This window comes from Microcella alkaliphila, from assembly GCF_004216855.1.
In the GTDB taxonomy this organism is placed as follows: Bacteria; Actinomycetota; Actinomycetes; order Actinomycetales; family Microbacteriaceae; genus Microcella; species Microcella alkaliphila.
Map to the genome: position 1 here is coordinate 211,382 of NZ_SGXT01000017.1, position 24,787 is coordinate 236,168.

General features: G+C 66.4%; 21 protein-coding genes, 1 tRNA gene and 2 pseudogenes. 10 read left to right on the plus strand and 14 right to left on the minus strand.

All coding sequences use genetic code 11. The features are described 5' to 3' along the window. Positions 1–35: 35 nt before the first annotated feature. The 4 genes from EV140_RS11150 to EV140_RS11165 are packed head-to-tail and all read right to left on the minus strand — an operon-like array spanning position 36 to position 2,933. The gene (locus EV140_RS11150; RefSeq protein WP_130283898.1) at positions 36–899 is read right to left on the minus strand and encodes a metal ABC transporter permease; all 864 of its coding nucleotides are present in this window, start codon (positions 897–899) and stop codon (positions 36–38) included. Continuing rightward, positions 896–1,684 carry a metal ABC transporter ATP-binding protein gene (locus EV140_RS11155; protein ID WP_130283900.1) on the minus strand — a complete coding sequence of 263 codons (789 nt, stop codon included), beginning with the start codon at positions 1,682–1,684 and terminating at the stop codon, positions 896–898. Before EV140_RS11155 ends, EV140_RS11150 begins: the two co-directional genes overlap by 4 nt. Then, entirely contained in the window at positions 1,681–2,613 is a 933-nt protein-coding gene (locus EV140_RS11160) for a metal ABC transporter substrate-binding protein (RefSeq protein WP_241971421.1), read from the minus strand. The genes EV140_RS11155 and EV140_RS11160 overlap by 4 nt, the downstream gene beginning before the upstream one ends. Positions 2,614–2,660: 47 nt before the next feature. After that, a complete protein-coding gene (locus EV140_RS11165; RefSeq protein WP_130283902.1) occupies positions 2,661–2,933 on the minus strand; it encodes a hypothetical protein in 273 nt (90 codons plus the stop codon). A 236-nt stretch (positions 2,934–3,169) separates the two neighbouring features. Between EV140_RS11165 and EV140_RS13565 the strand changes: the two genes are divergently transcribed. From EV140_RS13565 to EV140_RS11185, 5 genes are all read left to right on the plus strand, one after another. After that, a complete protein-coding gene (locus EV140_RS13565; protein WP_277871112.1) occupies positions 3,170–3,304 on the plus strand; it encodes a hypothetical protein in 135 nt (44 codons plus the stop codon). Positions 3,305–3,574: 270 nt separating this feature from the next. After that, the gene (locus EV140_RS11170; RefSeq protein WP_338418550.1) at positions 3,575–4,012 is read left to right on the plus strand and encodes a MarR family winged helix-turn-helix transcriptional regulator; all 438 of its coding nucleotides are present in this window, start codon (positions 3,575–3,577) and stop codon (positions 4,010–4,012) included. A 63-nt stretch (positions 4,013–4,075) separates the two neighbouring features. Then, positions 4,076–5,449, plus strand: coding sequence for a cryptochrome/photolyase family protein (locus tag EV140_RS11175; protein WP_130283906.1), 1,374 nt, complete (start codon positions 4,076–4,078; stop codon positions 5,447–5,449). A gap of 473 nt (positions 5,450–5,922) precedes the next feature. Then, positions 5,923–6,348: a hypothetical protein gene (locus tag EV140_RS11180; protein WP_130283908.1), complete on the plus strand. Its 426-nt coding sequence runs from the start codon at positions 5,923–5,925 to the stop codon at positions 6,346–6,348. Positions 6,349–6,467: 119 nt separating this feature from the next. Then, positions 6,468–7,391, plus strand: a complete 924-nt coding sequence (locus EV140_RS11185; RefSeq protein ID WP_130283910.1) for an EamA family transporter — start codon at positions 6,468–6,470, stop codon at positions 7,389–7,391. Here the strand turns inward: EV140_RS11185 and EV140_RS11190 are convergent. Together EV140_RS11190 and EV140_RS11195 are read right to left on the minus strand one after the other, a co-directional pair. Beyond that, positions 7,357–8,259: a carbohydrate kinase family protein gene (locus EV140_RS11190; RefSeq protein ID WP_157985648.1), complete on the minus strand. Its 903-nt coding sequence runs from the start codon at positions 8,257–8,259 to the stop codon at positions 7,357–7,359. The genes EV140_RS11185 and EV140_RS11190 overlap by 35 nt on opposite strands. Next, positions 8,256–9,167: a pseudouridine-5'-phosphate glycosidase gene (locus EV140_RS11195; RefSeq protein ID WP_130283914.1), complete on the minus strand. Its 912-nt coding sequence runs from the start codon at positions 9,165–9,167 to the stop codon at positions 8,256–8,258. Before EV140_RS11195 ends, EV140_RS11190 begins: the two co-directional genes overlap by 4 nt. 82 nt (positions 9,168–9,249) lie before the next feature. Between EV140_RS11195 and EV140_RS11200 the strand changes: the two genes are divergently transcribed. Continuing rightward, positions 9,250–12,579, plus strand: coding sequence for a type ISP restriction/modification enzyme (locus EV140_RS11200; RefSeq protein WP_198674430.1), 3,330 nt, complete (start codon positions 9,250–9,252; stop codon positions 12,577–12,579). 18 nt (positions 12,580–12,597) lie between these two features. Next, positions 12,598–13,335, plus strand: coding sequence for a DUF3800 domain-containing protein (locus tag EV140_RS11205; RefSeq protein WP_130283916.1), 738 nt, complete (start codon positions 12,598–12,600; stop codon positions 13,333–13,335). A 126-nt stretch (positions 13,336–13,461) separates the two neighbouring features. Here the strand turns inward: EV140_RS11205 and EV140_RS11210 are convergent, their stop codons facing one another. From EV140_RS11210 to EV140_RS11220, 3 genes and pseudogenes are all read right to left on the minus strand, one after another. Next, complete coding sequence (locus EV140_RS11210) at positions 13,462–14,259, minus strand: enoyl-CoA hydratase (RefSeq protein WP_198674435.1); 798 nt, start codon at positions 14,257–14,259, stop codon at positions 13,462–13,464. A 20-nt stretch (positions 14,260–14,279) separates the two neighbouring features. Then, positions 14,280–15,344 carry an enoyl-CoA hydratase/isomerase family protein gene (locus EV140_RS11215; protein ID WP_130283920.1) on the minus strand — a complete coding sequence of 355 codons (1,065 nt, stop codon included), beginning with the start codon at positions 15,342–15,344 and terminating at the stop codon, positions 14,280–14,282. A 9-nt stretch (positions 15,345–15,353) separates the two neighbouring features. Further along, positions 15,354–16,672: pseudogene (locus EV140_RS11220) on the minus strand (APC family permease). Between the two features lie 193 nt (positions 16,673–16,865). Here EV140_RS11220 and EV140_RS11225 point away from each other — a divergent pair. After that, positions 16,866–17,114, plus strand: coding sequence for a hypothetical protein (locus EV140_RS11225; protein ID WP_130283922.1), 249 nt, complete (start codon positions 16,866–16,868; stop codon positions 17,112–17,114). A gap of 103 nt (positions 17,115–17,217) precedes the next feature. Here the strand turns inward: EV140_RS11225 and EV140_RS11230 are convergent. Further along, positions 17,218–17,290, minus strand: a tRNA-Arg gene (locus EV140_RS11230). Between the two features lie 142 nt (positions 17,291–17,432). Here EV140_RS11230 and EV140_RS11235 point away from each other — a divergent pair. Together EV140_RS11235 and EV140_RS11240 are read left to right on the plus strand one after the other, a co-directional pair. Continuing rightward, positions 17,433–19,151 (plus strand): sensor histidine kinase, encoded by a 1,719-nt coding sequence (locus EV140_RS11235; RefSeq protein WP_130283924.1) that lies wholly within the window; start codon positions 17,433–17,435, stop codon positions 19,149–19,151. A 773-nt stretch (positions 19,152–19,924) separates the two neighbouring features. Continuing rightward, positions 19,925–20,629 carry a TIGR02391 family protein gene (locus tag EV140_RS11240; protein WP_130283926.1) on the plus strand — a complete coding sequence of 235 codons (705 nt, stop codon included), beginning with the start codon at positions 19,925–19,927 and terminating at the stop codon, positions 20,627–20,629. Here EV140_RS11240 and EV140_RS11245 read toward each other — a convergent pair. The 4 genes and pseudogenes from EV140_RS11245 to EV140_RS13650 form a co-directional block, all read right to left on the minus strand. Next, complete coding sequence (locus tag EV140_RS11245) at positions 20,626–21,921, minus strand: nucleotide-binding domain-containing protein (RefSeq protein WP_241971426.1); 1,296 nt, start codon at positions 21,919–21,921, stop codon at positions 20,626–20,628. The genes EV140_RS11240 and EV140_RS11245 overlap by 4 nt on opposite strands. Before the next feature lie 2 nt (positions 21,922–21,923). After that, on the minus strand, positions 21,924–22,502 hold the full coding sequence (locus tag EV140_RS11250) for an SLATT domain-containing protein (protein ID WP_198674431.1): 579 nt from the start codon (positions 22,500–22,502) through the stop codon (positions 21,924–21,926). Positions 22,503–23,506: 1,004 nt separating this feature from the next. Next, entirely contained in the window at positions 23,507–24,136 is a 630-nt protein-coding gene (locus EV140_RS11255) for a DDE-type integrase/transposase/recombinase (RefSeq protein WP_157985649.1), read from the minus strand. Positions 24,137–24,467: 331 nt separating this feature from the next. Beyond that, a pseudogene (locus tag EV140_RS13650) lies at positions 24,468–24,668 on the minus strand (transposase); the annotation flags it as partial. Positions 24,669–24,787 lie beyond the last annotated feature (119 nt).

Consider the following 24,787-nt stretch of genomic DNA (forward strand, 5'->3'; position numbering starts at 1 on the left):
TGTACGCCGATGGTCCGACAATCGGGCGGCTCGTGTCACGATGCCGTGGACAGCGGGGCGGGGCGGCGGATGCGCGCGGCAAGACCCCGCGTCGGGTGCAGCAGATAGACGGTGAAGAACACGATCGCGTTGACCACCACGACGGCGCCGCCGGAGGCGATGTCGAGGTAGTAGCTGGCGGCGACGCCGACCAGGCTGGAAGCGGCGGCGATGAGCGGGGCGATGACGAGCATCCTCTGGATGCGGTCGGTGAGGAGGCGCGCGGTGGCTCCGGGGATGATGAGCAGCGCGACGACCAGCACGACGCCGACGATCTGCAGGCCGACGACGGCGGTGAGGGCGAGCAGGCCCAGCAGCAGGGCGGAGAGGCGGCGGGGCGACAGGCCGATCGAGTGGGCGTGTGCCGGGTCGAAGGCGAAGAGGGTGAGGTCGCGGCGCTTCACGATGAGCAGGCTGAGGGCGATGGCGCCGATGATGGCGATCTGCAGCAGGTCGGCGGGGCCGACGCCGAGGATGTTGCCGAACACGATGTGGCCGAGGTCGATCTGGCTGGGCGTGATCGAGACGAGCACGATGCCGAGTGCGAATAGGCTCGTGAAGACGATGCCGATCGCCGCATCCTCTTTGATGCGGGAGGTGTCGCGCACGACGCCGATGAGCAGCACGGCGAGCAGGCCGAAGACGAGGGCGCCGATCGCGAAGGGCGCGCCGACGAGGTAGGCGAGCACGACGCCGGGCAAGACGGCGTGCGCGACGGCGTCACCCATGAGTGACCAGCCGATCAGAACGAGCCAGCAACTGAGCACAGCGCAGACGACGGCCGCGATCGTCGTCGCCGCGAGGGCGCGCAGCATGAACTCGTAGGTGAACGGTTCGAGGAGGAGGTCGAGCCAGGTCATGCGCGGGTCTCCCCGGGGTCGGCGTCTCGCGTGAGATCTGTGTCGCTGGCCGGGTCGGTGTCGCGCGGCAGCCCGAACGCGCGGGAGAGCACCTCGGGGGCGAGCACCTCGTCGGGCGGCCCGTCGGCGACGAGGCGTCGGGCGAGAAGCACGACCCGGTCGGCCCGGTCGGGCAGCGTGGCGAGGTCGTGGGTCGAGACGAGCACGGTGGCTCCCGCGGCGGCAAGGTCGGCGAGCACGTCGGCGATGAGCCGCTCGCTGACGACGTCGACCCCGGCGTAGGGCTCGTCGAGCAGCAGCACGTCGGCCTGCTGCGCCAGCGCCCGGGCGACGAAGACGCGGCGGCGCTGACCGCCCGACAGCGCGCCGATGGGCCGGTTGGCGAGGTCGCTTAGCTGCACGCGCGCGAGGGCGTCGGCGACGGCGTCGCGATCAGCCGCGCGCAGCCGGCGGGTCACGCCGAGCCGCCCGTATCGCCCCTGCGCGATGACGTCGGCGACGGTGAGGGGGAAGTCGGGGTCAACCCCGTCTGACTGCGGCATGACGGCGACCCGGCCGGCGCGGCGCGCGGCGTCGGGGGCGCCGCCGAGCACCTCGACCCGGCCGCGGCGGGGGCGGAGGCGACCCGTGATCGCGCCGAAGAGGGTCGATTTGCCGGCCCCGTTCATCCCGACGAGCGCGGTGACCGCCGCCGGGGCGACGGCGAGCGTGACGTCGTCGAGGGCGGTGACCGCGCCGTAGCGCACGGTCACCGATTTGAGGCGGATGCTCGCGGTCGCGCTCACGACGCCAGCCCCGTCGCGATCGTGTCGGCCGCGTGGCGCAGCAGGGCGAGGTAGCTGGGCACGGGCCCGTCGGGGTCGGAGAGGGAGTCGACGTAGAGGGTGCCGCCGAATCGCGCGCCCGTGTCGGCGGCGACCTGCAGCATCGCGTCGGCCGAGACGGTCGACTCGCAGAACACGGCGGGAACCTCGCGCTCGCGCACCGTGTCGATCACGGCGGCGACGCGCTGCGGGGTGGCCTGCTGGTCGGCATTGACCGGCCACAGGTAGGCCTCGTCGAGCCCGAGATCGCGGGCGAGGTACGAGAAGGCTCCCTCGCAACTGACGAGCACGCGCTCGGCGGCCGGCACCCGTTCGATCGACGCCGCAAGCTCTGTGGCGACGGCGTCGAGCTCGGCCGAGTAATCGGCGGCGCGGTCGGCGTAGTGCTCGGCTCCGGCTGGGTCGAGCTCGGTGAGGGCCGCCGCGATGCGCTCGACATAGTGCTGGCCGGCGAGCGGTGACATCCACGCGTGCGGGTTCGCCTCAGACGTGCCCGCGATCGGAACGGGGTCGAGGCCGTCGCTGAGGGTGACGCTCGGCGCGTCGACGTCGGCGATGAACTGCGCAAACCACGCCTCGAGGCCGAGGCCGTTCTCGATGACGAGCTCGGCGCCGCGCGCCTGGCGCAGGTCGCCCGGCGTCGGCTCGTAGCCGTGAATCTCGGCGCCGACGCGCGTGATCGAGCGCACCTCGACGCGGTCGCCGGCGACCTCGCGCACCATGTCGGCGATCACCGTGAAGGTGGTCAGCACGAGCGGGCGGTCGGACGCCGCGTCATCGGATGCGCGGGGATCGTCACCGGCGGACGGCCCCGTCGGCGCGCACCCGGCCGCGAGCGCGACGAGCGCGGCGGTCGCACCCGCCAGCATCCCGCGCAGATTTTTCGGCATACCGAAAAATATACTCCGCTTACGCTGGGCGCGCGATCTATGCGGGCTCAGGATGGGGCGTTGTTGCTGACGTCGCGAAGGGCTGTCTCGATCGCCACATCAAAGCCAAGCGAGTCATCGGCGCTCATCGCCACCGTCGCGACCGCGTGCGCGCGGGCATGCGGGTCGGTCGTCTCAGTGCTCGCGGCGAGGGCGCGGCCCGCGGCGTCACCGAGATAAAGCAGAGCGTCGGTGAGGGCGCCCCGCTGACGCACCGAGGCGGCGGTCGCCGTAAGTGCTCCGGCGAGGCGGCGTGCCGCCGGATCGTCTGTCGCGCGCATCTGCCCAGTCTGCGGTCACCTCCTGACCGATGCGTGAAATCGACGCCGTTGCTATCGTCGACTCAGGCGCCTTGGCGCCCTCGCGCAGTCGATGACGAAGTGCTCGTCTGACACATTCGCGGAGAGGACTGACCCGGTCAGGACACGTCCGCGGTGGAGATTGCGCAATCGGCCCGACCCCGGGCCGGTTGTGTACACCCAGCCGCGAATGCGGCGCGAGAGAAAGGCGGGCACCCATGCCCACGACCGACAGAGGCACCTCCGTGCGTGAAGACGGGTCGCTGCTGCGGCCGGCCGCCTGGTACGTCGACGAGATGGATGCGCGCACCCTCGACCGCGTCGCCGACCTGGTCCGCACAGCCTTCGCGTGACGAAGGGACGAGCGTGACCGGGCCAGCCCCGCGCATCCACTCTCAGCAGATTCATCGAAAAATAACGTTCCCATAACTAGACACCGTTATCGTCCCGTTATATCTTCTAAGCGCGTCAATCGTTTGCTGTGGCGGTAGACGCGGAATGTGATTGCAGGACACTCTTGGTGCAAGGGAGAGGCCCGACCGTTTGCCTCGACGGTCGGGCCTCAATCACGTTAACGGCGCCCTGCATCGCGCACACCCATGCGGGTGAATAGAGTTGTCCTCGTGGTGGACACATCGGTTGCGGTCGACGCATGGGAAGCGCTGTTTCGCGCCCAGGTGTCGGTGCTCCGTCAGCTCAGTACAGAGTTTCCGACCACGGAGATCTCGTTCACCGAATACGACGTGCTCTTCAACCTGAGCCGGGCACCCGAGCGCAGCCTGCGCATCCGTGACCTGATCCCCCACCTGCTGCTCAGCCAGCCGAGCGTGAGCCGCCTGCTCGAACGCCTCGCCACGCGCGGGCTCGTCACCAAGCAGACCGACCCCACCGACGCCCGCGGCACCATCGTCACCCTCACCGACGAGGGGCACACGCTGTTCCGAAGGGTCGCGGTCGCGCACGCCGACTCGATCTCGCGCCGCGTCGGCGGATCACTCGACGCCGACGAGCTCGCGCAGCTGACCGCGCTGTGCCGGAAGCTGCGCGACGGCGCGAGCTGAGCATCCCGTCGACGGGTCGCGGGTCGCGGCGAACTGTCGGAAAGCGTGCATACGGTGAGCGGCATGGCCGCTGACACCTCCCCGACCATCGTCTGGTTGCGCGACGACCTGCGCGTCGCCGACAACCCCGCACTGAACGCCGCCGTCGAGCGCGGCGGCGACGTCGTCGTGCTCGACGTGCTCGACGACGAGAGCGACGAGGTGCGGCCGATCGGCTCCGCCAGCCGCTGGTGGCTGCACCACAGCCTGACTGCGCTCGCCGCCGACCTCGACGCGCTCGGCGCGGGCCTCACCCTGCGCCGCGGTCCGGCCGAGAAGGTCGTCATGGCGGTCGTCGACGAGGTCGGCGCTGGGGCCGTGCACTGGAACCGCCGCTACGGAAAAGCGCGCGAGGTGGATGCTCGCCTCAAGACCGCGCTCAAAGATCGCGACATCGAGGCGGTCAGCCACGCCGCGAACCTGTTGTTCGAGCCGTGGACGGTGCAGACCGGCTCGGGCGGCCCCTACGGCGTCTTCACCCCGTTCTGGAAGGCGTGCCTGGCGCGCGATGAGCCGCGGGCTCCCCTGGAGGCGCCCGCGAGCATCCCGGGTCGCGCGGTCGAAGGCGACGACCTCGACAGCTGGGAGCTCTTGCCAACAGCGCCCGACTGGGCGGGCGGCATGCGCGACGAGTGGACCCCCGGTTCGACGGGCGGCCGCGAGCGACTCGAGCAACTTGCAGAGGAACGCCTCGCCGACTATCACCGGCGCGACGAGCCGGGATTCGAGGTCACGAGCCAGCTGAGCCCGCATCTGCGCTTCGGTGAGGTCAGCCCGTACCAGGTGTGGCACCGGCTACGCGATGGCCTGTCGGGGCTTGCGGCGAAGAATCACGCAAAGTTTCTCAGCGAGCTGGGCTGGCGCGAGTTCTCGTACCACCTGCTGTTTCACAACCCCGACCTCGCCACCGTCAACTACCGTCGCGAGTTCGACGCCTACCCGTGGAACGACCCCCATGACGCCGGCCTGGCGCGCTGGCAAAAGGGCCGCACGGGTATCCCGATCGTCGACGCCGGCATGCGCCAGCTCTGGCACATCGGCTGGATGCACAACCGCGTTCGCATGATCACCGCCAGCTTCCTGACGAAGAACCTCCAGATCGACTGGCGGGTCGGCGAGGAATGGTTCTGGGACACGCTCGTCGACGCCGACGAAGCGTCCAACGCAGCGTCGTGGCAGTGGGTCGCCGGGTCTGGTGCTGATGCGGCACCGTACTTTCGGGTCTTCAACCCGGTGCTGCAGGCACAGAAGTTCGACCCGCGCAACGAGTACGTGGCTCGCTGGGTGCCCGAGGAGGGCACCGACGACTACCCCGAGCCGATGGTCGACCTGAAAGAGTCGCGGCAGGCCGCGCTCGACGGGTACGAGGCCGTCAAGGCGGCCAAGAACCGGGCGTAGTCGCGCGGGTTGGCCAGGCGGGCACGGGGGGTGTGTCGAAGCATGCCGCTCGTCCTGCATCGACAGCTCTGGAGGGGGTTAGCGCGATTTGGGTGTGTGCCTCTCATGGCACACAGCCGTGGTCGCGAGGCGGGGACGCGCATCGGTGCGGCGCGGCACGGGGCGGCGCGATGGCGCGAGGCGCTGCAGCCCGGCGGCGCGGCAACGCGGCAACGCGGCAACGCGGCAGCGGAGAGGCTTTTCGGACGGGACATGCTGTGTGCCGTGAAAGGCACATTCGCCGTGCGTCAACACTCTCCCAGCGCGGCCACCTTCTCCCGGGTGAGAGGTTCCTCATCTGGGCCGGCCCCAACATGAGAGGCCCCTCACGCACACCTCCTTGTCGTCTCATGCACGGCGCCGAGAGTTATCTCATCGTGAACGACCGCTCGGGTCGGTCGCTCGAGAAGCAAGAACATTCAAGGAGTCAGATCATGGCAACGAACCTCAGCCACAAGAACTGGATCGCCATCGGTGCAGCCAGCGCCCTCAGCCTCGGCGTGATGGCCGGCGGCGCGGTCACCGCGGCCAACGCGATGCCCCTGTTCACCAGCGACGGCGACCGCACCGGCGCCACCTCGGCCGACGTGAATGGCACCGGCGGCGCCGATGTCACCTTCCGCGTGTCGAGCGACAGCATCGTGAGCCCCTCGCCCACCTCGCCGGTCTCGGTCAACTCGCCGAACACGGTGTCGCCGATCAGCCCGGTCTCGGCGCAGTCGCCGATCTCGCCCGTGAGCGTTGACGTTGACTCCCCGCCGAGCCCGGTGTCGCTGCCGTCGCCGCCCAGCGCTCCGTCGCCCGCGAGCATCGCCTCGCCCGCCAGCTGGTCGCCGCCGAGCGTCGACTCGGTCGACTAGCCGCAGCTGTCGACCGCCGCGTCGTCGGGGGACGGCGCGTCTTCACCCCGGTTCCGCCGATATTCGGGCGGTGGAACCGGGGTTTTCACGTGCGCCCCGCTGTGCGGCATACTCGCCGAGTGAGCCCCGCCGCCCCACCGCGCGTCCCCGCCACCGCGCTTGCCGTCGGGGCCATCGTCTCGGTCCAATTCGGTAACGCGATCGCTGGCAGCACCTTCAGCGAGGTGGGCAGTCTCGGGGCCGCGACGTTGCGGCTCGTCTTCGCCGCGATCATCCTCATGGCCGTGATTCGGCCGCAGGTCCGCGGCTGGTCGCGGCGCACCTGGGGCGGGGTGGTCCTGCTCGGACTCGGTCTCGGCGGCATGAACTCCCTCATGTACCTGTCGATCGACCGCATCCCGATCGGCATCGCCGTCACCGTCGAACTGCTCGGCCCGTTGGCCGTCGCCGTCGCCGGCACGCGCCGAGCACGTGACCTCGTGTGGGTCGCGCTCGCCGCGCTGGGCGTCGTCATGCTCGGCTTCGACCCCGACGCGACGCTCGCCGTCGACGGCATCGTCTTTGCGGCGATCGCCGCCATCTTCTGGGCGCTCTACATCGTCTCGTCGTCGCGTCTCGGCAGCGTCGGACCGGGTCGTCATCCGCCGCGCGGGGTCGACGCCCTCGCCGTCGCCATGGTCGTCGCGGCGCTCCTCGTCACGCCGTTCGGCGCCGCGCAGGCTACCAGCGCCATCGTCAGCAACCCGACCGTGATCGCCGTCTTTCTCGGCATCGCCGTCATGACCTCAGCCGTGCCCTACGCGCTCGAATTCGTCGCCTTGAAGACGATGTCGACCCGGGTCTTCGGCATCCTGTCGAGCCTTGCGCCCGCAGCGGCGGCCATCGCCGGCCTTCTCGTGCTCGGTCAGGTGCTGACCGTGCTACAGGTCGTCGCCGTCGGAGCAGTCATCGTCGCCAGTGTCGGCGCTGTCGCCGGCGCCCGACCGCCGCGCGGTGGTCCCGAGCCGCTCACCGAGCCGGGGGTCGTCCCCCCGCCCGGCTGACGGCGAGCGCTGCCGCGCGCATGCCCTGGGCGGCGGCGGCCCTCACGGCCTGACCGCTCGCGAGAGCCACCAGGACGCCAGCGCCGAACGCGTCCCCGGCTCCCGTCGAGTCGACGACGGGCACGGCATCGACGGCGAGCTCGTGCACGACGCCCGACTGTTTGGCGATGAGAACGCCGCGCGCACCGTCGGTGAGCATGACGAGCGGGGCGACGTCGAGCAGCACGACGGCAGCGTGCGCAGGCGGAGCATCCGGTTGCCCGATCAGCATCCGCGCCTCGGCGAGATTCGGCAGCAACAGATCGACGCCGGTCACCGCCTTCCGAAACTCCTGCGGCCCGTAGTCGGTGATGAAACCCACCGACCCGGGGTCGAGCGACACCGTCACCCCGTGCTCGCGGGCGCGCGCGATGAGACGTGCCACGTCGTCGGCCGTGAACGCGTTGACGAGCCCGTAGCCGGTCAGGTGCAGGATGCTCGCCGACGCCAACAACTCGTCCGTGACCGACGCAGGATCGAGCTCGTCGTTCGCGCCGCGGTCGGTGAGCATGGTGCGCTGCTCGCCCTCGGCGATGATCACGATCGTGCCGGTGCCGCGCGTCGTGGACTCGTGAAGGTGCGGCGTGACTCCCGCGTCGCGGAAGACGCGGCGGTGGTGGTCCGCGTCGCCGGCGCCCACGAGACCGACGAAGTCGACGGGCGTACCGTGCCAGCCGATCCATGCTGCCGTGTTCGCCGCCGACCCCCCGGGCGTCGCGATGACCGTCGACGGGGTGTCGGTGTCGGCCCGCAGCGGCTGCGACGGCAGCACGACGATGTCGTTGATGACGTCGCCGACGACGAGGATGCGCGGGGCCGCGTCACTCACACGCGCCGCCCCGCCCAGGCGGTCGCGATGCGCCCCGCGGTCGCCACGTTGTTGCGGGCGAGGTCGAGGTTGACCTCGAGGCTACGGCCGTGGGAGGCCTCGACGATGTAGCCGAGCAGGAACGGGGTGACGGCCTTGCCGCGCACGCCGGCGTCGTCGGCGGCGGCGAACGCCTGGGCGAGCACGCGGTCGTGCTCGGCCGGATCCCACTGCTGGTGGGCGGGAATCGGGTTGGCGACGACAATGCCCTGCCGGTGGCCGAGCGCGTCGTGCGCGGCCATGATCGCGGCGACGTCGTCGGGCGTCTCGACCGACCAGTCGAGCGTGTGCTCACTCTCGCGCAGCCAGAAGCTCGGAAAAACGGTCGTGCCCAAACCGACGACAGGGATCGAATACGTCTCGAGCCGCTCGAGCGTCGCCGCGATGTCGAGCACGCTCTTCACACCCGCAGAGACGACCGTGATGGGAGTCACGGCGAGGGTCGAGAGATCAGCCGACTCGTCGAAGCTCTCGCTCGCGCCGCGGTGCACTCCCCCGAGGCCGCCCGTCGCAAAGACGCGGATACCAGCCTTCGCCGCGAGGTGGGCGGTCGCCGCGACGGTCGTCGCCCCGCTCGCACCGCGCGCGGCGAGGATCGGCAGGTCGCGAACGCTCGCCTTGGCAAGGTCTTCTTCGGCGATGCGGCGCACGCCGATGGCGTCGAGCCCGATCCGCGGAACCCCGTCGAGCACCGCGATCGTTGCCGGGGTCACATCCTGCTCCCGCAGGATCTCCTCGAACTCGATCGCCGCCTCGTGGTTACGGGGCCGCGGAAGGCCGTGGCTGATGATGGTCGACTCGAGGGCGACGACGGGGCGCCCGGCGTCGAGCGCCTCGGTCACCTGGGGAGAAAGCTGCAGTGCGGTCACGCGCCCACCCTAGCGGCGACGAGGGGTGCGCTTAGCGGCGCGGTCACTCCCCAATGTCGGCGCAGCCGACCATGATTGAGAGGTGCTCGATACGAAGATTGCAGAGTTAGTTGCCGACTACGGTGCCGAGGCGAAGGCGAAACTGGCGGGCACGGGCGAGCCCGAAGAGGCGCTGCGGGTGCCGATTGAGCACCTCATCACGGCCATCGGCGACTTCATCGGCAAGAAGACGATCCTCGATGGCGAGGCGCACCTCGCCGAGCTGAGCTCGCGCCCCGACTTCGCCGTGCGGGTGAAGGGCGCAGTCGTCGGCTATATCGAGGTGAAGAAGGCAGGCCTTTCTCTCGACCCCGGCACCTTCAGCGGGCACAATCGCGACCAGTGGAACCGCCTGAAAGACCTTCCGAACCTCGTCTATACGAATGGCACCGAGTGGCGGCTCTACCGGGGTGACGCCCAACCCGCGCTTGTGGCACAACTGACGGGCGGGCCGCTCGACGTGGCCGGCGCGGGCTTGAGCCCCGACTCCGCGTTCGCGGCACTCGTCACCGACTTTCTGAATTGGCACCCGGTGCCGATCAAGACGGTGCCCAAGCTCGTCGCCACGGTGGCCCCGATCACGCGGATGCTGCGCACGAAAGTGATCGAACAGCTCGCCTACGAGACCGCGTTGGTGAAGGCGGGTGCGCCCGCGCACGAACAACTGTTCCTCGGCCTGGCGAACGACTGGCGCAAGCTCCTGTTTCCTGACGCGAGTGACGAGGTCTTCGCTGACGGCTACGCCCAGACGGTGACCTTCGCGCTGCTGCTCGCTCGCACCGAGAAGATCGACCTCGAGTCGACAACTCTTTACCAGATCGGTCAGCAGTTGGGCGCTGACCACTCGCTCATGGGCAAGGCGCTGCAGTTGCTCACGAACGATGTGAAGGGTGACTTCGTTCCGACGATCGACCTGCTGCAGCGCGTCGTCGGCGCCGTGCAATGGGATGCCGTGCGCAAGAGCAAAGACACTTACCTGCACCTCTACGAGAACTTTCTCGCCGAGTACGACCCCGAGCTGCGCAAGGCCACCGGCACGTACTACACCCCGCACGAGGTGGTCGATCAGATGGTGCGCCTGGCCGAAGAAGCGCTCGTCACCAAGCTCGGAAAGCCCAAGGGTTTTCTCGACCACAGCGTGACGACGATCGATCCCGCGATGGGCACTGGCACCTTCTTGCACTCGATCATCGAGCACGTCGCCGAGAAGGTCGAGCACACCGAGGGTCCGGGAGCCGTGCCCGGAACGATCACCGAACTCGCGTCGCGCCTCATCGGCTTCGAGCTGCAGCTCGGCTCGTACACGGTCGCCGAGCTGCGTACCACCGACCTTCTGCGTAGCTATCAGGCGAACCCGCCTAAGGGCGGCATGCAGATGTTCGTCGCCGACACCCTCTCCGACCCCAACGCGGAGCAAGCGGAGCTGACGTCTTCCTTGATGGTGATCGCCGAGAGCAAGAAGATGGCGAACTCGGTGAAGCTACAAACCGACGTCACCGTCGTTATCGGAAACCCGCCCTACAAGGAGAAAGCAAAGGGTCTCGGCGGCTGGATCGAGAATGGTCCCCTCGCGACTGCGCAGGATGGTGTTCCGCTCAACGACTTCCGAGCCGAAGGGTACTCCTCGAGTCACGAGAAGAACCTTCGCAACCTCTACACCTACTTCTGGCGATGGGCGACCTGGAAAGTATGGGAGTCCGGTGCTATCGCGCAGGGTGTGGTGTGCTTTATCTCGCCAGCCTCATACTTGACTTCCAAGGGGTATGCAGGGATGCGGGAGTACCTGCGTAGGAACTCGAGCTACGGCTGGGTCATCGACCTGACCCCAGAAGGTCAGACGCCCCCGGTCCCGACGAGGATCTTTCCCGGTGTACGTCAGCCGCTAGCGATCGGGATCTTCGTCCGACGCGCCGACGCCGACCAGTCGGCCCCTGCGGACATCAAGTACCGTGCGGTGACGGGCGGCCAAGCTGAGAAGTTCGAACAACTCGAGAATGCGAGCCTGAACGACCACGCGTGGCGCCGAGTTCGGACTGGCTGGAACGCGAACTTCACCCCCGCTCCCGAAAGCGGTTGGGACGACTGGCCCGCGTCGGACGATCTGATGCCATGGTCGAGCATCGGGGTCGCGCCCAAGCGCACCTGGGTGTACGCGCCGAGTGTAGGGATCCTTGCGAAGAGGTGGTCCGATCTCGTGCTGGAGCCAGATCAATCAAAGAAACGGGCGCTTCTCAAGGCGTCATCTGTGGCGGCCTTGAACTCGATTCCCGTCTCGCTTCCAGGTGAAGATGTGACGGCGGTCCTAGGGCCGCTCGGCGCAGAAACCTCGGTCTCGCTGGCGGCATCACCAGTGCGAGTCGGGTACCGCGCTTTCGATCGCCAGCACTTGATCCCAGATAGGCGACTCATTGACGCGCCAATTCTCGACTTGTGGTTCGCGAGGCAACCAGAGCAGGTGTTCGTCGTCGAGCAGCACGCAAAGGCTCTTTCGCATGGCCCAGGCCTGGTGTTCTCAGGTTTGTTGCCGGACATGGATCATTTCAAGGGGAGCGAGGGTGGCCGCACTCTCCCGCTCCTGCACCCCGACGGAACCCCGAACCTCGCGCCGGGGCTGTTGGAGGGGCTCGCGGTGGAGGCGAGCATCCAGGCCGATCATGAAGACCTGCTCGCCTACGTGGCCGGAGTCGTCGCGCATCCGGCGTTCACCGCCACCTTCGTCGATGAGTTGACCACGCCGGGTGTGCGGGTTCCGATCACGCGTGATGCCGCGCTGTGGCAGAAGGCCGTCGAGCTCGGACGCGAAGTGATCTGGCTGCACACCTACGCCGAGCGCTACATCGACCACGCCGCAGGGCGCGAAGCCGGCAACGTCCGCAGCAACTGGCCACTCGACGCACAACCGCTATCGCTCGAAGCCGTCACTAGCATGCCGGTGAAGGTGCAGTATGACGAAGTGCGCGGGCAGGTCGTGTTCACCGACGATGACGGGGGCCGTAACGGAGCATGGGGCCCAGTGTCGCGCGAAGTCTTCGACTACACCGTCGGCGGCATGAACGTCATCGGCAGCTGGTTCAAGTACCGCAAGAAGAACCCCGGCGGCAAGAAGACGAGCCCGCTCGACGACATCCACGTCGACGAGTGGCCGCACGAGTGGACACTCGAGTTCACCGAACTGCTGACGGTGCTCACGCGCCTGGTCAGCCTCGAACCCGCTCAAGCGGAATTGCTTGCGCAGATTCTCGGCGGAGCGTTGATCACCCGCGACGAACTTGCAGGGGCCGGGGTGAGGTGGCCCGAAACTCGTGACGACCGCAAGCCCCGACGCAAGGTCGCGGCCGACACGCTCGACATCTTCGGCGACGAGCCCGCCTAGCGAGAGGGTTTACAAGCAATGAGGCGCGGGGACTACATCGTTTACGTCGATGAAAGTGGAGATCACAACCTCGTCGACTTCGACCCGCAGTACCCCCGCTTCGTTCTCGCGTTCTGCATAGTCAAAATCGAGCACTACGTGGATCATGTCGTGCCATTCGTGCAACGGTTGAAGTTCGAGTTCTTTGGGCACGACATGGTGGTGCTCCACGAGCGTGAAATACGTCAAAGAGCCCGCCCGTTCGACAACCTCATGAATGAAGCGATTCGTACAAAGTTCATGACTCGCATTGATGAACTGTTCAACTCATCCCGGATCGATATCGTCGCCTCGGTCATTCGCAAGCCAGAATTTCGCGAGCGACGCGGCGCGCAGCTCAACCCCTACGAGGTAGCTCTGGAGTTCGGGCTCGAGCGGGTTTTCCTGCAGCTCCAGAAACGAGGACAGGTGGGCCGGAAGACGTTCGTTGTGTTCGAGGGCCGAGGCAGAACGGAGGATCGAGACCTAGAGTTGGCATTCCGCCGAATACTCGACACAACGACGATGCGCGGCATGGCCCAGACGCTCGAGTTCCTGTGCGTCGACAAAAAAACAAACAGCTCAGGCTTGCAGATCGCCGACCTCGTTGCCCGACCGATAGGCATCCATGACCTGCGACCGAGCCAATCGAATCACGCCTGGGACGTGATCGAGCCGAAGATCGTTCGGGGCCCGAACAATCGCGTGCGCGGATACGGTCTCAAGATCTACCCATAAGAGCGAAAAGCCCCCGGGAAACCCCAGGAGCTAGACGCCGACCGGGCACTCCCAGTCCACTTGCGACACATCATAGCCGGGTGGTCCGACTTGTCGCTAGAAGCGGACGGTCAGTCCGCCTAATGCTCAGCGGTGCGTGAACCGGGGCTCGCGCTTCTCGATGAAGGCGCGCATCCCCTCTTTCTGATCGTCGAGGGCGAAGGCCGCGTGGAAGGTGCGGCGCTCACGCGCGACCCCCTCCGCAAGCGTCGACTCGAAGGCCGCATCAACCAGTTCGGTCGCCGCGTACAGCGCGGGCAGCGACTTCTCGGCGATGCCGTCGGCCATGGCGAGCACGTCGTCGAGCAGCGCGTCGGCGGCGACCACGCGCGCGACGAGGCCGGCGCTTTCGGCCTCCCGAGCATCCATCATGCGGCCGGTGAGAATCAGCTCCATGGCCTTCGCCTTGCCGACGGCGCGCGTCAGCCGCTGGGTGCCGCCCATGCCAGGCACAACGCCCAGATTGATTTCGGGCTGGCCAAACTTCGCGGTGTCGGCCGCGATGATCACGTCACACATCATCGCGAGCTCGCAGCCGCCGCCGAGGGCGAAGCCGTTGACGGCGGCGATCAGGGGCGTGCGGATGCGCGTGAGTGCGTCCCAGCCCGCAAACAGATCGCGCCCGGTCGCCTCCGCGTAGCCGAGCTCGGCCATCTCCTTGATGTCGGCGCCGGCAGCGAACGCGCGGCCCGCGCCGGTGAGCACGATGGCGCCGATCGTGTCGTCGACGTCGAACCGTTCTGCGGCGGTGACGACCGCATCCATCGCCTGGTTGTTCAGGGCGTTGAGCGCCTGCGGGCGGTCAAGCACGATGAGTCCGACGCGACCGCGGCGGCCGACCAGAACTCCGGCGGGTGCGTCGACGGCCTCGAAGCCGTCGGGCAGGGTGGTGGCGGGGGTGTCGGTCACTGTGGGCTCCAGTCGGGGGTGTCGAATCGGGCGCGCTCCGCGTCGGTGAGCGGGGCGAAGAACGACGCGACCCGGTCGGGGTCGACGTCGTCGATCGTCGGAGGATGCCAGCGCGGCTGCCGGTCTTTGTCGACGAGCTGCGCACGCACCCCCTCGGCGAAGTCGGGCTCGTCGAGCAGACGCAGCACGACGCGGTACTCCTGGGCGAGTGCGTCGTCGAGCCGGTCGAGGCGGCGGGCGCGGCGCAGCGCCGCAAGCGTCGTGACGAGGGATGTGGGTGAGCGTTCGGCGAGGGTGCGGGCGGCCTCCTGCAGCTCGGGCACGGCGGATGCTCGCAGCCGGTCCAGAATCACCGCCACGTCGTCGCCGCGATACGCCGCGTCGAGTTCGCGCTGAATGTGGTCGAGCGGGGCGTCGCCCGGGTCGGTGGCGAGGCTGTCGAGCACCGCGTCGACGTCGTCGGCCTCGGTGCAGCGCTCAAGCGCGTCGAGCAACTCGTCGAGCCGGTCGGATGGCACGGTCACGTCGGCGAGTCCGACCGCGATCGCGTCGGCCGCACCCACCATTTGCCCGGTGAGTGCGAGGTGAGTGCCGGCCTCGCCGGGGCCGCGGCTGAGCAGCCAGCTGCCACCGACGTCGGGGGTGAAGCCGATACCCGTCTCGGGCATGCCGATGCGGGTGCGTTCGGTGACGACCCGGTGCGAGCCGTGCGCAGAGACGCCCACGCCGCCCCCCAGCACGATGCCGTCCATCAGCGCGACGTACGGCTTCGGGTACCGGGCGATCAGGCTGTTGAGCCGGTACTCGTCGAAGAAGAACTGGGCGGCGGCCGACACGGTGCCTTCGGCGACCGCCTGGCGCATGGCGACGATGTCGCCGCCGGCGCAGAACGCGCGGTCGCCCGCCCCGCGGATCGCAACCACAGCGATACGGTCGTCGCTCGCCCACGCGCGCAGAGCATCCCGAATGCCGATCACCATGTCGTGCGTGAGGGCGTTCAGGGCGCGGGGCCGGTCGAGGGTGATCAGCCCCAGCCGGCCGTGAGTCTCGACGTCGAGCATGCCCCCACGCTAGCGGCCGCGACGCACAGCCCGCGGAACGATGTACAGAAGCGCACCGATCGCCAGCATGATGCCGCCCGCCAGCCACACCTGCCACGACTGCTGACTGAGCAACAGCAGGCACGAGCCGACACCGAGGATGGGGATCGCTGTCCACACCCGGAAGTGCCGGTGCTCGACCGCGTCGCGGCGCAGGACCAGCACGGCGATGTTGACGGCGATGAACACAATGAGCAGCAGCAGAACCACCGTCTCGGCGAGCATCTCGAGCGTGCCGATCGTGGCGAGGACCATCGCGACCGCGGTCGTCGCAACGATCGCGACCCACGGCGTGCGGCGATTCGGCAGCACGCGGCCGAGTACGCGCGGCAGCAGGCCCTGCTCGGCCATACCGAAGGCAAGCCGGCTCGCCATGATCATGGTCAGCAGGGCACCGTTCGCCACGGCGATCAGGGCGACCAGACTGAAGGCCCAGGGCGGTATTCCCGCGCCGGTCGACTCAACGACGGCCAGCAGGGGGCGCTGGTGTCGGCCAGCTCCTCCGCGGGTAGGGCGATGCCGCTCGCAAGAGCGACGAGCAGATACATGACGCCCGCGGCAATGAGGGCGCCGAAGAGCGCGCGAGGGTAGGTGCGGCTCGGATCGCGAATCTCTTCGGCGACATTCGCCGAAACTTCGAACCCCACGAAGGAGTAGAAGGCGACAATCGCGGCAGCGAGGATGGCGAGCGCCGGCGCGGAGCCCTCGGGCAGCGCCGTCAGTCGCGACGCGTCTCCGCCGCCCCCGCCCACGAACAATCCGACGACTGCGACCACGAGCACGAGTCCGCTCACCTCGATGATCGTCATGACCACGTTCGCGCGCAACGACTCGCGGATTCCGCGGGCGTTGAGCACCCCGATCGCCGCGAGGAACAGCAGTGCCGTGATGATCGGCGGAATGTCGATGAATACCGACAGGTAGTCGCCCGCGAACGCCAGGGTGAGGCCGGCGGCGCTCGTGACTCCGGCCGCCAGCATGCTGAAGCCGATGAGGAACGAGACGATCGGCTTCTGGAATGCGCGCTCGACGAAGACTGCGGCGCCGCCCGCCTTCGGATACTTCGTCACCAACTCGGCGTACGAGCCAGCGGTGAGCAGTGCAAGGCCCAGTGCGAGCATGATCGGCGCCCACAACATGCCTCCCACGTCACCGGCCAGCACACCCATGAGCGCGTAGATGCCAGCGCCCAGCACATCGCCGAGGATGAACAAGAAGAGGAGCCACCCGGTGATCGCTCGACGCAGTTTCGTCGGATCGCGATTGGTGTCGGCCATCGTTTCGGTCATCCTCCGACCGTACGGAGAGCCGAGCGTCGCCGCACCGGGTTGACGGCACGCTTGTGGCCCACTAGGGCTGCGGGCCGTCGGCTCGGTATCAAAAAAGGCACCGGGATGCTGTCAGCATTTTCCGAGCATCCGGCCGGGTCCGTCGCCCCTCACGCACGAACGAGCGGACAGGATGGACGGAGACAGTTCGACCATGGACGCATTCACCACCAAGAACACCAGCGCCGGACTCGCCGCGATCACCGCGACGGGACTGCTCGCCGTGGGAGTCGCCATGCCGGCGACCGCGAAGACGAACTCGAGCTCGGTCGACCGGTCGGAGCACAGCACCACGACCGATACGACGACCAGCGTGCTCGATGGCATCCGGGCGGTGCTCACCGGCGGGTCGATCAGCGATCTCGTCGGCGGATCTCGCTCGACTCGCTCGTGGGTGACGTGACCGGCATCGTCAGCGATGTGACCGGCTCGCTGACCGGCACCCTCGGTCGCTGACCGCGAGACGATGAAGGCCCCCGCGACAGTTCGCGGGGGCCTTCACTTTGCGCGCCCCGAGGGACTCGAACCCCCAACCTTCTGATCCGTAGTCAGATGCTCTATCCATTGAGCTAGGGGCGCACATCGCATAGCGACCACGCGAGCATACCAGCGTCAAGGGGGCGGTGCGAATCGGCCGACCCCTGGTTGGGGACTTCTCGGATTCGCGCCGTCGCCATAGTGTGAGCCTCGAGAACGACGAGGATGGGGAGGGCGACGGCGCATGGTGAACCGAGCTGCACCCTCGCGCGAGTCCGCCGAAAAGCCCGCGTATCGCTTTCGCAACTCGCTCGGCGATCCGCGAATGGCGCTGCTCGCGCCCAGGGTCACGGCGCGACTCCTCCAGGGCGTATTCGCGCTCATCTTTCTCGCAGCAACAATCCTTTTGCTCTTCATCGAGCCTCACACGGTGCTGTCCCTTCGCTACCTGACGGGGGGAGTTCTCATCGCAGCGGCGACCGCCGCGGTCCTTCTTCCCGCAATGAACGGCCGAGATGTTAAGCCGTGGATGGTGGTCCTACCGGGCATGGACTTCCTGGCATTCGCGATCATCCGTCTCGAATCGACGGGCGCGGCCACGAACCCGATGGTCATGATGCTGACCCTGCCCGCGATCTGGGCCGGGCTGATGAGGTCCTGGCGGTCGATCGCGGTGATCGCCGTCCTGTCTGTCGCCGTGATCACCCCGGACATCGTCGTGCTCACCCAGGGTCGACTGACCGAGTCGAACGCCGATCGCGCCATCATGCTGATCGGCATGCTCCCGCTGGTGATGATCTTGGGGGCGGTCGCCGCACACACGATGGCGAGCATCCTGATCGACAGACGACTGGCACTCAAAAGGGAGCGCGAGCAACGCGCCGCCGCAGCCGCCGAGAGCGAGCGCAGCCGCTTCCTGCTGGATACCGTGCTCGACTCGCTCGCCGTCGGAGTCATCGTGACCGACCCGGAAGGCGAGCTCGTGCTCATGAACCGCATCCTGCGGGAGAGCCCGGAGTTGAGCGCCGACGGAGCGGACCCCTGGGAGGCCTACAAGAACTCGCCGGCATTTGAGGCGGACGGCCTAACACCGTTGCCGAAAGACGAGTCGACCTACAACCGTGTGGTGCGGGGTGACTACGTGTCGGAACGACTGCTGTGGGTCGGCCCACCCCATGGGCGGCAGCGAGCGCTGTCTGTTTCCGGCAGCCCGGTCCACACGGCCACCGGTGCGCACATCGCCAACGTCATCATCATCACCGAAGTGACCGACTACCTTCAGGCCCTCAAGGCGAAGGATGCCTTCATCGGGACCGTCTCACACGAACTGCGCACCCCGCTGACCACCGTGACGGGGGTGCTCGAAGTATTCGAGGAGCACATCGATGAGCTGCCGAGCGACCTGGCCCAGTGGTTGCCGGTCCTCCAGCGCAACGTGACGCGGCAGCACGTCCTCGTTCGCGACCTCCTCACCGCCGCCGGCACGCGCACCGGCGCGCTCCTGCTCGAGCGAGACACGACGGACCTGGGTTGCGTGGCAACCGAAGCCGTGTCGGCGCTCAATGCCGAGGCGGGACGCAAGAACATCGAGATCGTTCTCGACGTGCACTCTGCGGTCGGTAACTTCGACCCCACCCGCCTGTCACAGGTCGCCGAGAACCTCATCACCAACGCCGTGCGGTATACGCCACCGGGCGGCCGCGTCACCGTGCGCACGCGCACCGTCGGCGACGAACTCGAACTGGTCGTGAGCGACACCGGGGTCGGCATCTTCGCCGCCGACAAGGAGCGCCTCTTCGAACAGTTCTTCCGCTCTGAAAGCGCCCGCAGCTCCGCGATTCGGGGCGTCGGGCTGGGGCTCCCCATCGTCAAGGCGATCGTGGATGCCCACCGCGGGCGCATCAACATTGACAGCGAGCCCGGGGAGGGCACGACGGTGACCGTGCGCCTTCCTCGCGACTGAGCGCGAGCATCCCGCCGATCGTGTGAAGCCGCCCGGGCAAACGAAAAGCCCCGCCGTAGCGGGGCTTGTTCGTGGCGGGCTCCTTGCGAAACTGCGGTATGCGGCGGACTATGCAGGTCTCGTTGGCGTCCGTGACGAGTAATCCTCCACGGCGCGGCAGATAATCCTCTACGCATGACGGCATGTGGATTTGCTGCCGCATCCCAAAAGGCGGTGCCGACGGACTGCGGTCACCGGATGAGATGCGCAGCTTTATTCGCGGACTGGAGCATTCGCTACGACCCGACGAATCGCGAGTCTCGCTTCAAGGGCAGGGCGATCGGCAGGCAATTCCGACTTGCACGTGCTTCTGTGGGCCGAGCGTTCGCGAACTTCTAGCGGTCTGGCACCACCAATTCACTCGCGGGTCGTGTGCGTACTGATAGGCGGGTTCATTCGCCTTCACAGCGGGGACACCAAGGACACTGACGCAGCCGTTCAAGTGCACGCCGAACCCCCGTCACCGACCGGCAGCTCGAGCCTCACGACATCGAAGATCGACCACGATGGAACACAAGTGGCGCCGTACTACTCGCCCACATGCTGTTCGGTCCAGATTGCCCGCCTCGACGTAGAAAGCTCAAAGTGATCCCTAGGTCATCACGCCAGGAACGTCGTATGGGCCTCGAGGAAGCGAAAGGAAGCGTCTCCCCTGCGTGCGTTGCATATCGGCGCATCAGGCCTATGTCCAGCGTCCTCAACCAGAGAACTCCCTTGGCCGTAACCTCGGGAGTATGGGCTTATCATTCGACGATGTACGAAGCCTCCCTCTGCCCGATTTGAGCCTGAGCCTGCTTCGATCATTGGGAGCGGAACCGAACTTCAATAATTTGATTCAGGGGTTCAAGCGGCGCGGGGGTTCGGACCAGCCTCCTCCGGACCTCGAGGTCATGCTCGCTCGCCTGTCGGACGCGTGGGCGTGGCTCGAAGCGCACGCTCTTGTGGGGCGCTCACCGAAGAATCCACAAGGCAGCAACTGGAGTCGTGTAACGAGCATGGGGAGGGCCTTGCTCGAAGATCCTGATGCGATCTCGAAGGTCTGGGCGAATGACCGCCTTTCGGGCGCGCTTCACCCAGCACTGTCATCTGCCCGATCAAATTTCGCGCTCGGCGACTATGAGACCGCCTCGTTCGCTGCGATGAAGGCCGTCGAGGTGGAGGTGCGCCGAGTGTCTGGCCTATCCAATGAACTCCTCGGAGTCGCCCTCATGAGGAAAGCGTTCAATCCGAAGGATGGTCCTCTGCGAGACCCGGAGGCAGAGGGCGGCGAACAACAGGCGATTGCCGACCTTTTCGCTGGCGCGATTGGTGCTTACAAGAATCCGGCCAGCCATCGCACCGTTCAATTCGACGATGCGGTCGAGGCTGCCGAAGTGATTCAACTTGCAGATCTACTACTCCGAGTCGTTCAACGCGCACACTCGCGACGGGATCACTAAGGCACCTGCGAGTTCGTACTGATCGGTACGTCGATCCTGTCCCGCGCTACGACGATGCCACTCTTGATGACGTAACACTCGACGACGTGATCGCCACGGAACTCGGTGCGCTCATACCTGCCGTTGACCCGGTTCGAAGGCACGATCTGCCCGCGGACCTTGTTCCGACGCTCAGCTTCGTCGCCCCGATTCAGGACCTTCCAGCGGAGATCGAATGGATACGGAACAGTGCACTCCATCACGGCGAACTCAAGTTCCTTGTTGGGTAGGAGGAGGCTCTTGGCTTGGAGAATCTCTCTCAATGACGCAGGACGCCAGCCCTTTTGGGTCACAGTGCAGTCGATCGCGAGGTTGTACTGGATATCGACCGAGTACTGCTGTTCTATAAACTCCTCCGTGTTGTCGAACGAGCGAACAGGATCGCTGGCCTTCAGGGGCACCGCGGCTCCGAACACTTCGCGCCACTTCCTGTTTGCCGAGGCCTTACCTTCGTTAGCGATGGCCTCAAGGCACCATTTGTAGGCCCTCTCCGCTTTGGGCTGAAATCGCGCCTTCACCTTCACCCGCTGGTTGCTGCCCAAGGCCAAATAGAAGTCCTTGTCGGGCTCGTCCTTCAGGAACTCAAAGAAGTCACGGACCATCAAATCGAAAGATCCGACTCCGGCGGAATCGTAGGCGGCCGTCTGGCTGAAGAAACGGTGTACCAGAGTGTCGACGAGCAGGCCGCCCATGTTCACGCCGTTGGCGTTCTTCCACGCTCGTGTCATCCTCGCGAGGTGCCGCATGTTCCTTGAGGTGCGGTCGTTGCATTCCTTCGTCGCCTCAATCTCGGCCCGAGGCTTCGTGACCTTCCAACCCCTTGCGGCGGTGTCCGGGTAATCGAAGCCTCCGTCACCGTTCTTGAACGCCGGCTGAACTTCGAACTTGAAGGCGTTGCTCTTGAACTGCACGCGAACAACGCACTGATCGACGCGGACATCACTGTTCGGGTAGCGCGCGGTCAAATCGTCTCGGACTCGCTCAAGCATTCTCCGCGGACCCGTCTCACTTCCATAATCCGCCCGAATCCCGGGCGGGAGGATGAAAATCATGTCGAGATCGGAGACGCCCTTGATCGCAGTGTGCCGACCAAATGAGCCGACCATGAGCGTGTGGTCTACGCACCCGTCCATGGCTCGGAAGTCTTTGTTCAGGGCCTTTGCGATCTCGTGCTTGCGTGATGCAACCTTGGCCACTGCGTCGCCGACCTTCAGGTTCATCAGCAACGCGTTGAAAGTTTCAGAGGTCTTCACGATCAAACGTCCCATTCTTCGAGCCGAAGTGCTTGAGGGAGGAACAGGTCGATCTCTCGAGAGGTGAATGTCATTTCCTCGTTGTGCTTCAGTCCCCTCTGCGCACTCTTGAAGGCCTTCCAACTCGCCCTCGGGGCGTCCGCGTAGGCGGCCCGGGTGGCCTGCTGCAATTCGTCGCGGCGAGACCTCGCCGGGACGTCGGAAATGTCTTCCGACATCAAGTCAGAAATCAAGGATAGGTATGACTCGCGAACGTCCCAGAGCCGAGAAGCGATGTCGCGATGGGCGTGTGACTCGTCCGCAAATCTGAAGGTCTTCGCGCCAAGGCTCAGCCAGGTCACCAATAGCGCGATAGTTGATGTCGTGAGGCTGGTGAGTACTGGGTCGCCCACCAGGCCGACCACCGCGACCAGGAAGGTGCCGGAACCGACGGCCGTAAGAGCGATCAGTGCCCCCTGCTGCCACCTGTGTTTCCGGAAGCAGATGTCCGCTTGTTTCTCATGCGTTTTATGGCTGTAAACCACGCGCCCAAAAGACTCGCGAACCTGCGCCAGGAGGAATGGATCGCGCACAGACCTCATTGCCATATCGTTCATCAAGTTGCTCCGATCGACTATTGGATACGTTGCGAGGGACTTGCTCCGGGCTCCAGAATGACGGCCACCACCGACATTCCAAGCGAAACGCGGCGAGTGACTTTGGTCAGGCTGGCCGACTGAGTCACAAATTGTCCTGAAAGTGACCCGCAAGGGGTCCCCGGCTTGTTCCGGCTTCGTGAAGTGGCGCTCAATGCAGAGACTCGACGGCTTTTCTGCACATTCATGCCGACGCACCTGTGTGTCACCGAAGGTGACGTACTGAAAGCGCGCACGACGCGCCCTACCGCCACCTAACTTGCGAAGAGCGACCATGATTGACGAGTGGACTTTGGGCAAATACTTTCAGTGCTCCGTCTCAGCTGGGATCTGCCGTGGAGGCTTCTTGCTTCCGTCGCTGCCCTCAGCACGTCTATAGGTCTGTTCTTCAGAGACACGGGTCTCGGTTTCCTTGCGCGTACATCCGACTGGTTAGGGCTCAGCGCCGCAGTGCCCGCGGCACTCAATGACGCACACGATTGGGTTGCGGGCCGAGGCACTTTTTTCGCCATCGGCGGGACGGCGATCCTCATTGCCGGGCTCGCTTTCGCGGGTGCCCGAACACGGCGAGGAAGTGGCAGCCGCGCGCCCGCTACTGCACTTATTGGAGCTTCGCTCATGATAGAGAGCGGCCACCCTGTAGCGGCGCTAGCGCCCATCGCGCTTATTTTCTCGCTCTGGCTGACGGTGGTTGTTTGGCGTCTCGCGCTCGGGTACAAGAGTGACTTCTATATCGGCCACCACCCGGTGGCCCAGGCAGAGAGTCGTCTTCGTCGGACCTGGTTCTCCTTGGTCATTGCAGCCATCTACGTACCAGTGGCGCCCCTCTCCTGGATGGTGCGCGCCTGAGGGCCGGTCCGACTCGGTCCTCAATAGCCGATCCGCTACCGAAATCCGCGCCACCAGGCTCACGATCACATCATTGAACCGTCCCCGGTTCTCTGCCGCTCCTATGCGGGTATCAGCATCGGATGGTGTGGGGTCTCGAGGTCAGCGTAGGAGTCGTCCTCGAATTCGTCAGGAGGCACGTTGCCGAAGGTGGAGTGCAGGCGCCGTGCCTTGAACCACTCGACCCACGCGGCGGCCGCCCATTCGATGTCATCCATGGTTCGCAGCGGTCCGGTTCGGAACGGTGATCCGTCACGGATCGCTTCGTTCTCGAACAGGCTGATTGTCGACTCAGCCAGTGCGTTATCCAGCGCGTCGCCGACGGACCCGATCGACGCGGCGATGCCCTCCATCATTAGAGTTCCGGCGAAGGAGACGCTGGTGAATTGAGCTCCGGCGTCGCTGTGATGCACCAGCCCGTCGCCGACGCGGTGGCCGGCGCGGTCAGGTCGCCACAATGCCATCCGCAACGCTGTGGTCACCAACGGCGTCGTTTTCGTTGTGGCTGCATTCCAGCCGACGATCGCGCGGGAGAAGCAGTCGATCACGAATGCGACATAGACAAACCCTGCCCACGTGCGCACGTAGGTGCAGCCAGCCACCCACCGCCTGTTCGGGGCAGCGGCGGTGAAGACGTGATCCAGCAGATCCGGAGCGCGAGTCGCCGCGGGATCCGGCGTCGTGGTCCGCACGCCCCTGCCTCGCACCAGCCCTTGATGCCCAGCTGGCGCATCTCCTGGTTGACGCGCCTGCTGAAGGCGGCGATCCCTCGCCAGCGCAGCAGCGCGGCCATCCTCCGGCGTCCATAAAGCGACTCAAGAGCCGCCTCGCCCTTGTCGCTGACGCGGGCAGCACGGATCGCCTCGATGAGGTGGGCGTCGTCGATATCTCGCTGACTGGGCCGGGCGCGCTTACAGCCCCGATAGGTGCGCTCGGCGACCGGCATGCCCTGCTCGCGCAGAACCTTGCCGATCGACCCGACCGAGCGGCCAAGAGAGCGCTGCTCCTCGAGGAAGGCGAGGATCAGCGGCGTCGGGGGTCGAGTTCCCCGGCGAAGAAAACCGCTGCATCACGCAGGATCGCGTTCGCCTCACGCAGCTCCCGATTCTCCCGCTGGAGTTTCCGGATCCGCTCCAGATCGCCCGTCGTCAACCCGCCCCGGGCACCCGCAACGACCTGAGCTTGGGACACCCACCGGCGCAACGACTCGTCATCGAATCCGAGTAGGAAAGCAACGGTCTAAAAAGCGGCTCTTCGTCATGAAGCGGGGGTAGGGGCTGTTCGCCAGGGCTTGTGGCCGCCGGCGGCGAGCAGGATCCGCAGCCGGTAGTTGTCGAAGTTGC

Coding starts and splice junctions, on each gene's coding strand:
- EV140_RS11150 (WP_130283898.1), bottom strand. CDS start 899: ATGACCTGGCTCGACCTCCTCCTCGAACCGTTCACCTACGAGTTCATG.
- EV140_RS11160 (WP_241971421.1), bottom strand. CDS start 2,613: ATGCCGAAAAATCTGCGCGGGATGCTGGCGGGTGCGACCGCCGCGCTC.
- EV140_RS11165 (WP_130283902.1), bottom strand. CDS start 2,933: ATGCGCGCGACAGACGATCCGGCGGCACGCCGCCTCGCCGGAGCACTT.
- EV140_RS13565 (WP_277871112.1), top strand. CDS start 3,170: ATGCCCACGACCGACAGAGGCACCTCCGTGCGTGAAGACGGGTCGCTG.
- EV140_RS11175 (WP_130283906.1), top strand. CDS start 4,076: ATGGCCGCTGACACCTCCCCGACCATCGTCTGGTTGCGCGACGACCTG.
- EV140_RS11180 (WP_130283908.1), top strand. CDS start 5,923: ATGGCAACGAACCTCAGCCACAAGAACTGGATCGCCATCGGTGCAGCC.
- EV140_RS11205 (WP_130283916.1), top strand. CDS start 12,598: ATGAGGCGCGGGGACTACATCGTTTACGTCGATGAAAGTGGAGATCAC.
- EV140_RS11215 (WP_130283920.1), bottom strand. CDS start 15,344: ATGCTCGACGTCGAGACTCACGGCCGGCTGGGGCTGATCACCCTCGAC.
- EV140_RS11225 (WP_130283922.1), top strand. CDS start 16,866: ATGGACGCATTCACCACCAAGAACACCAGCGCCGGACTCGCCGCGATC.
- EV140_RS11235 (WP_130283924.1), top strand. CDS start 17,433: ATGGTGAACCGAGCTGCACCCTCGCGCGAGTCCGCCGAAAAGCCCGCG.
- EV140_RS11240 (WP_130283926.1), top strand. CDS start 19,925: ATGGGCTTATCATTCGACGATGTACGAAGCCTCCCTCTGCCCGATTTG.
- EV140_RS11250 (WP_198674431.1), bottom strand. CDS start 22,502: ATGAGGTCTGTGCGCGATCCATTCCTCCTGGCGCAGGTTCGCGAGTCT.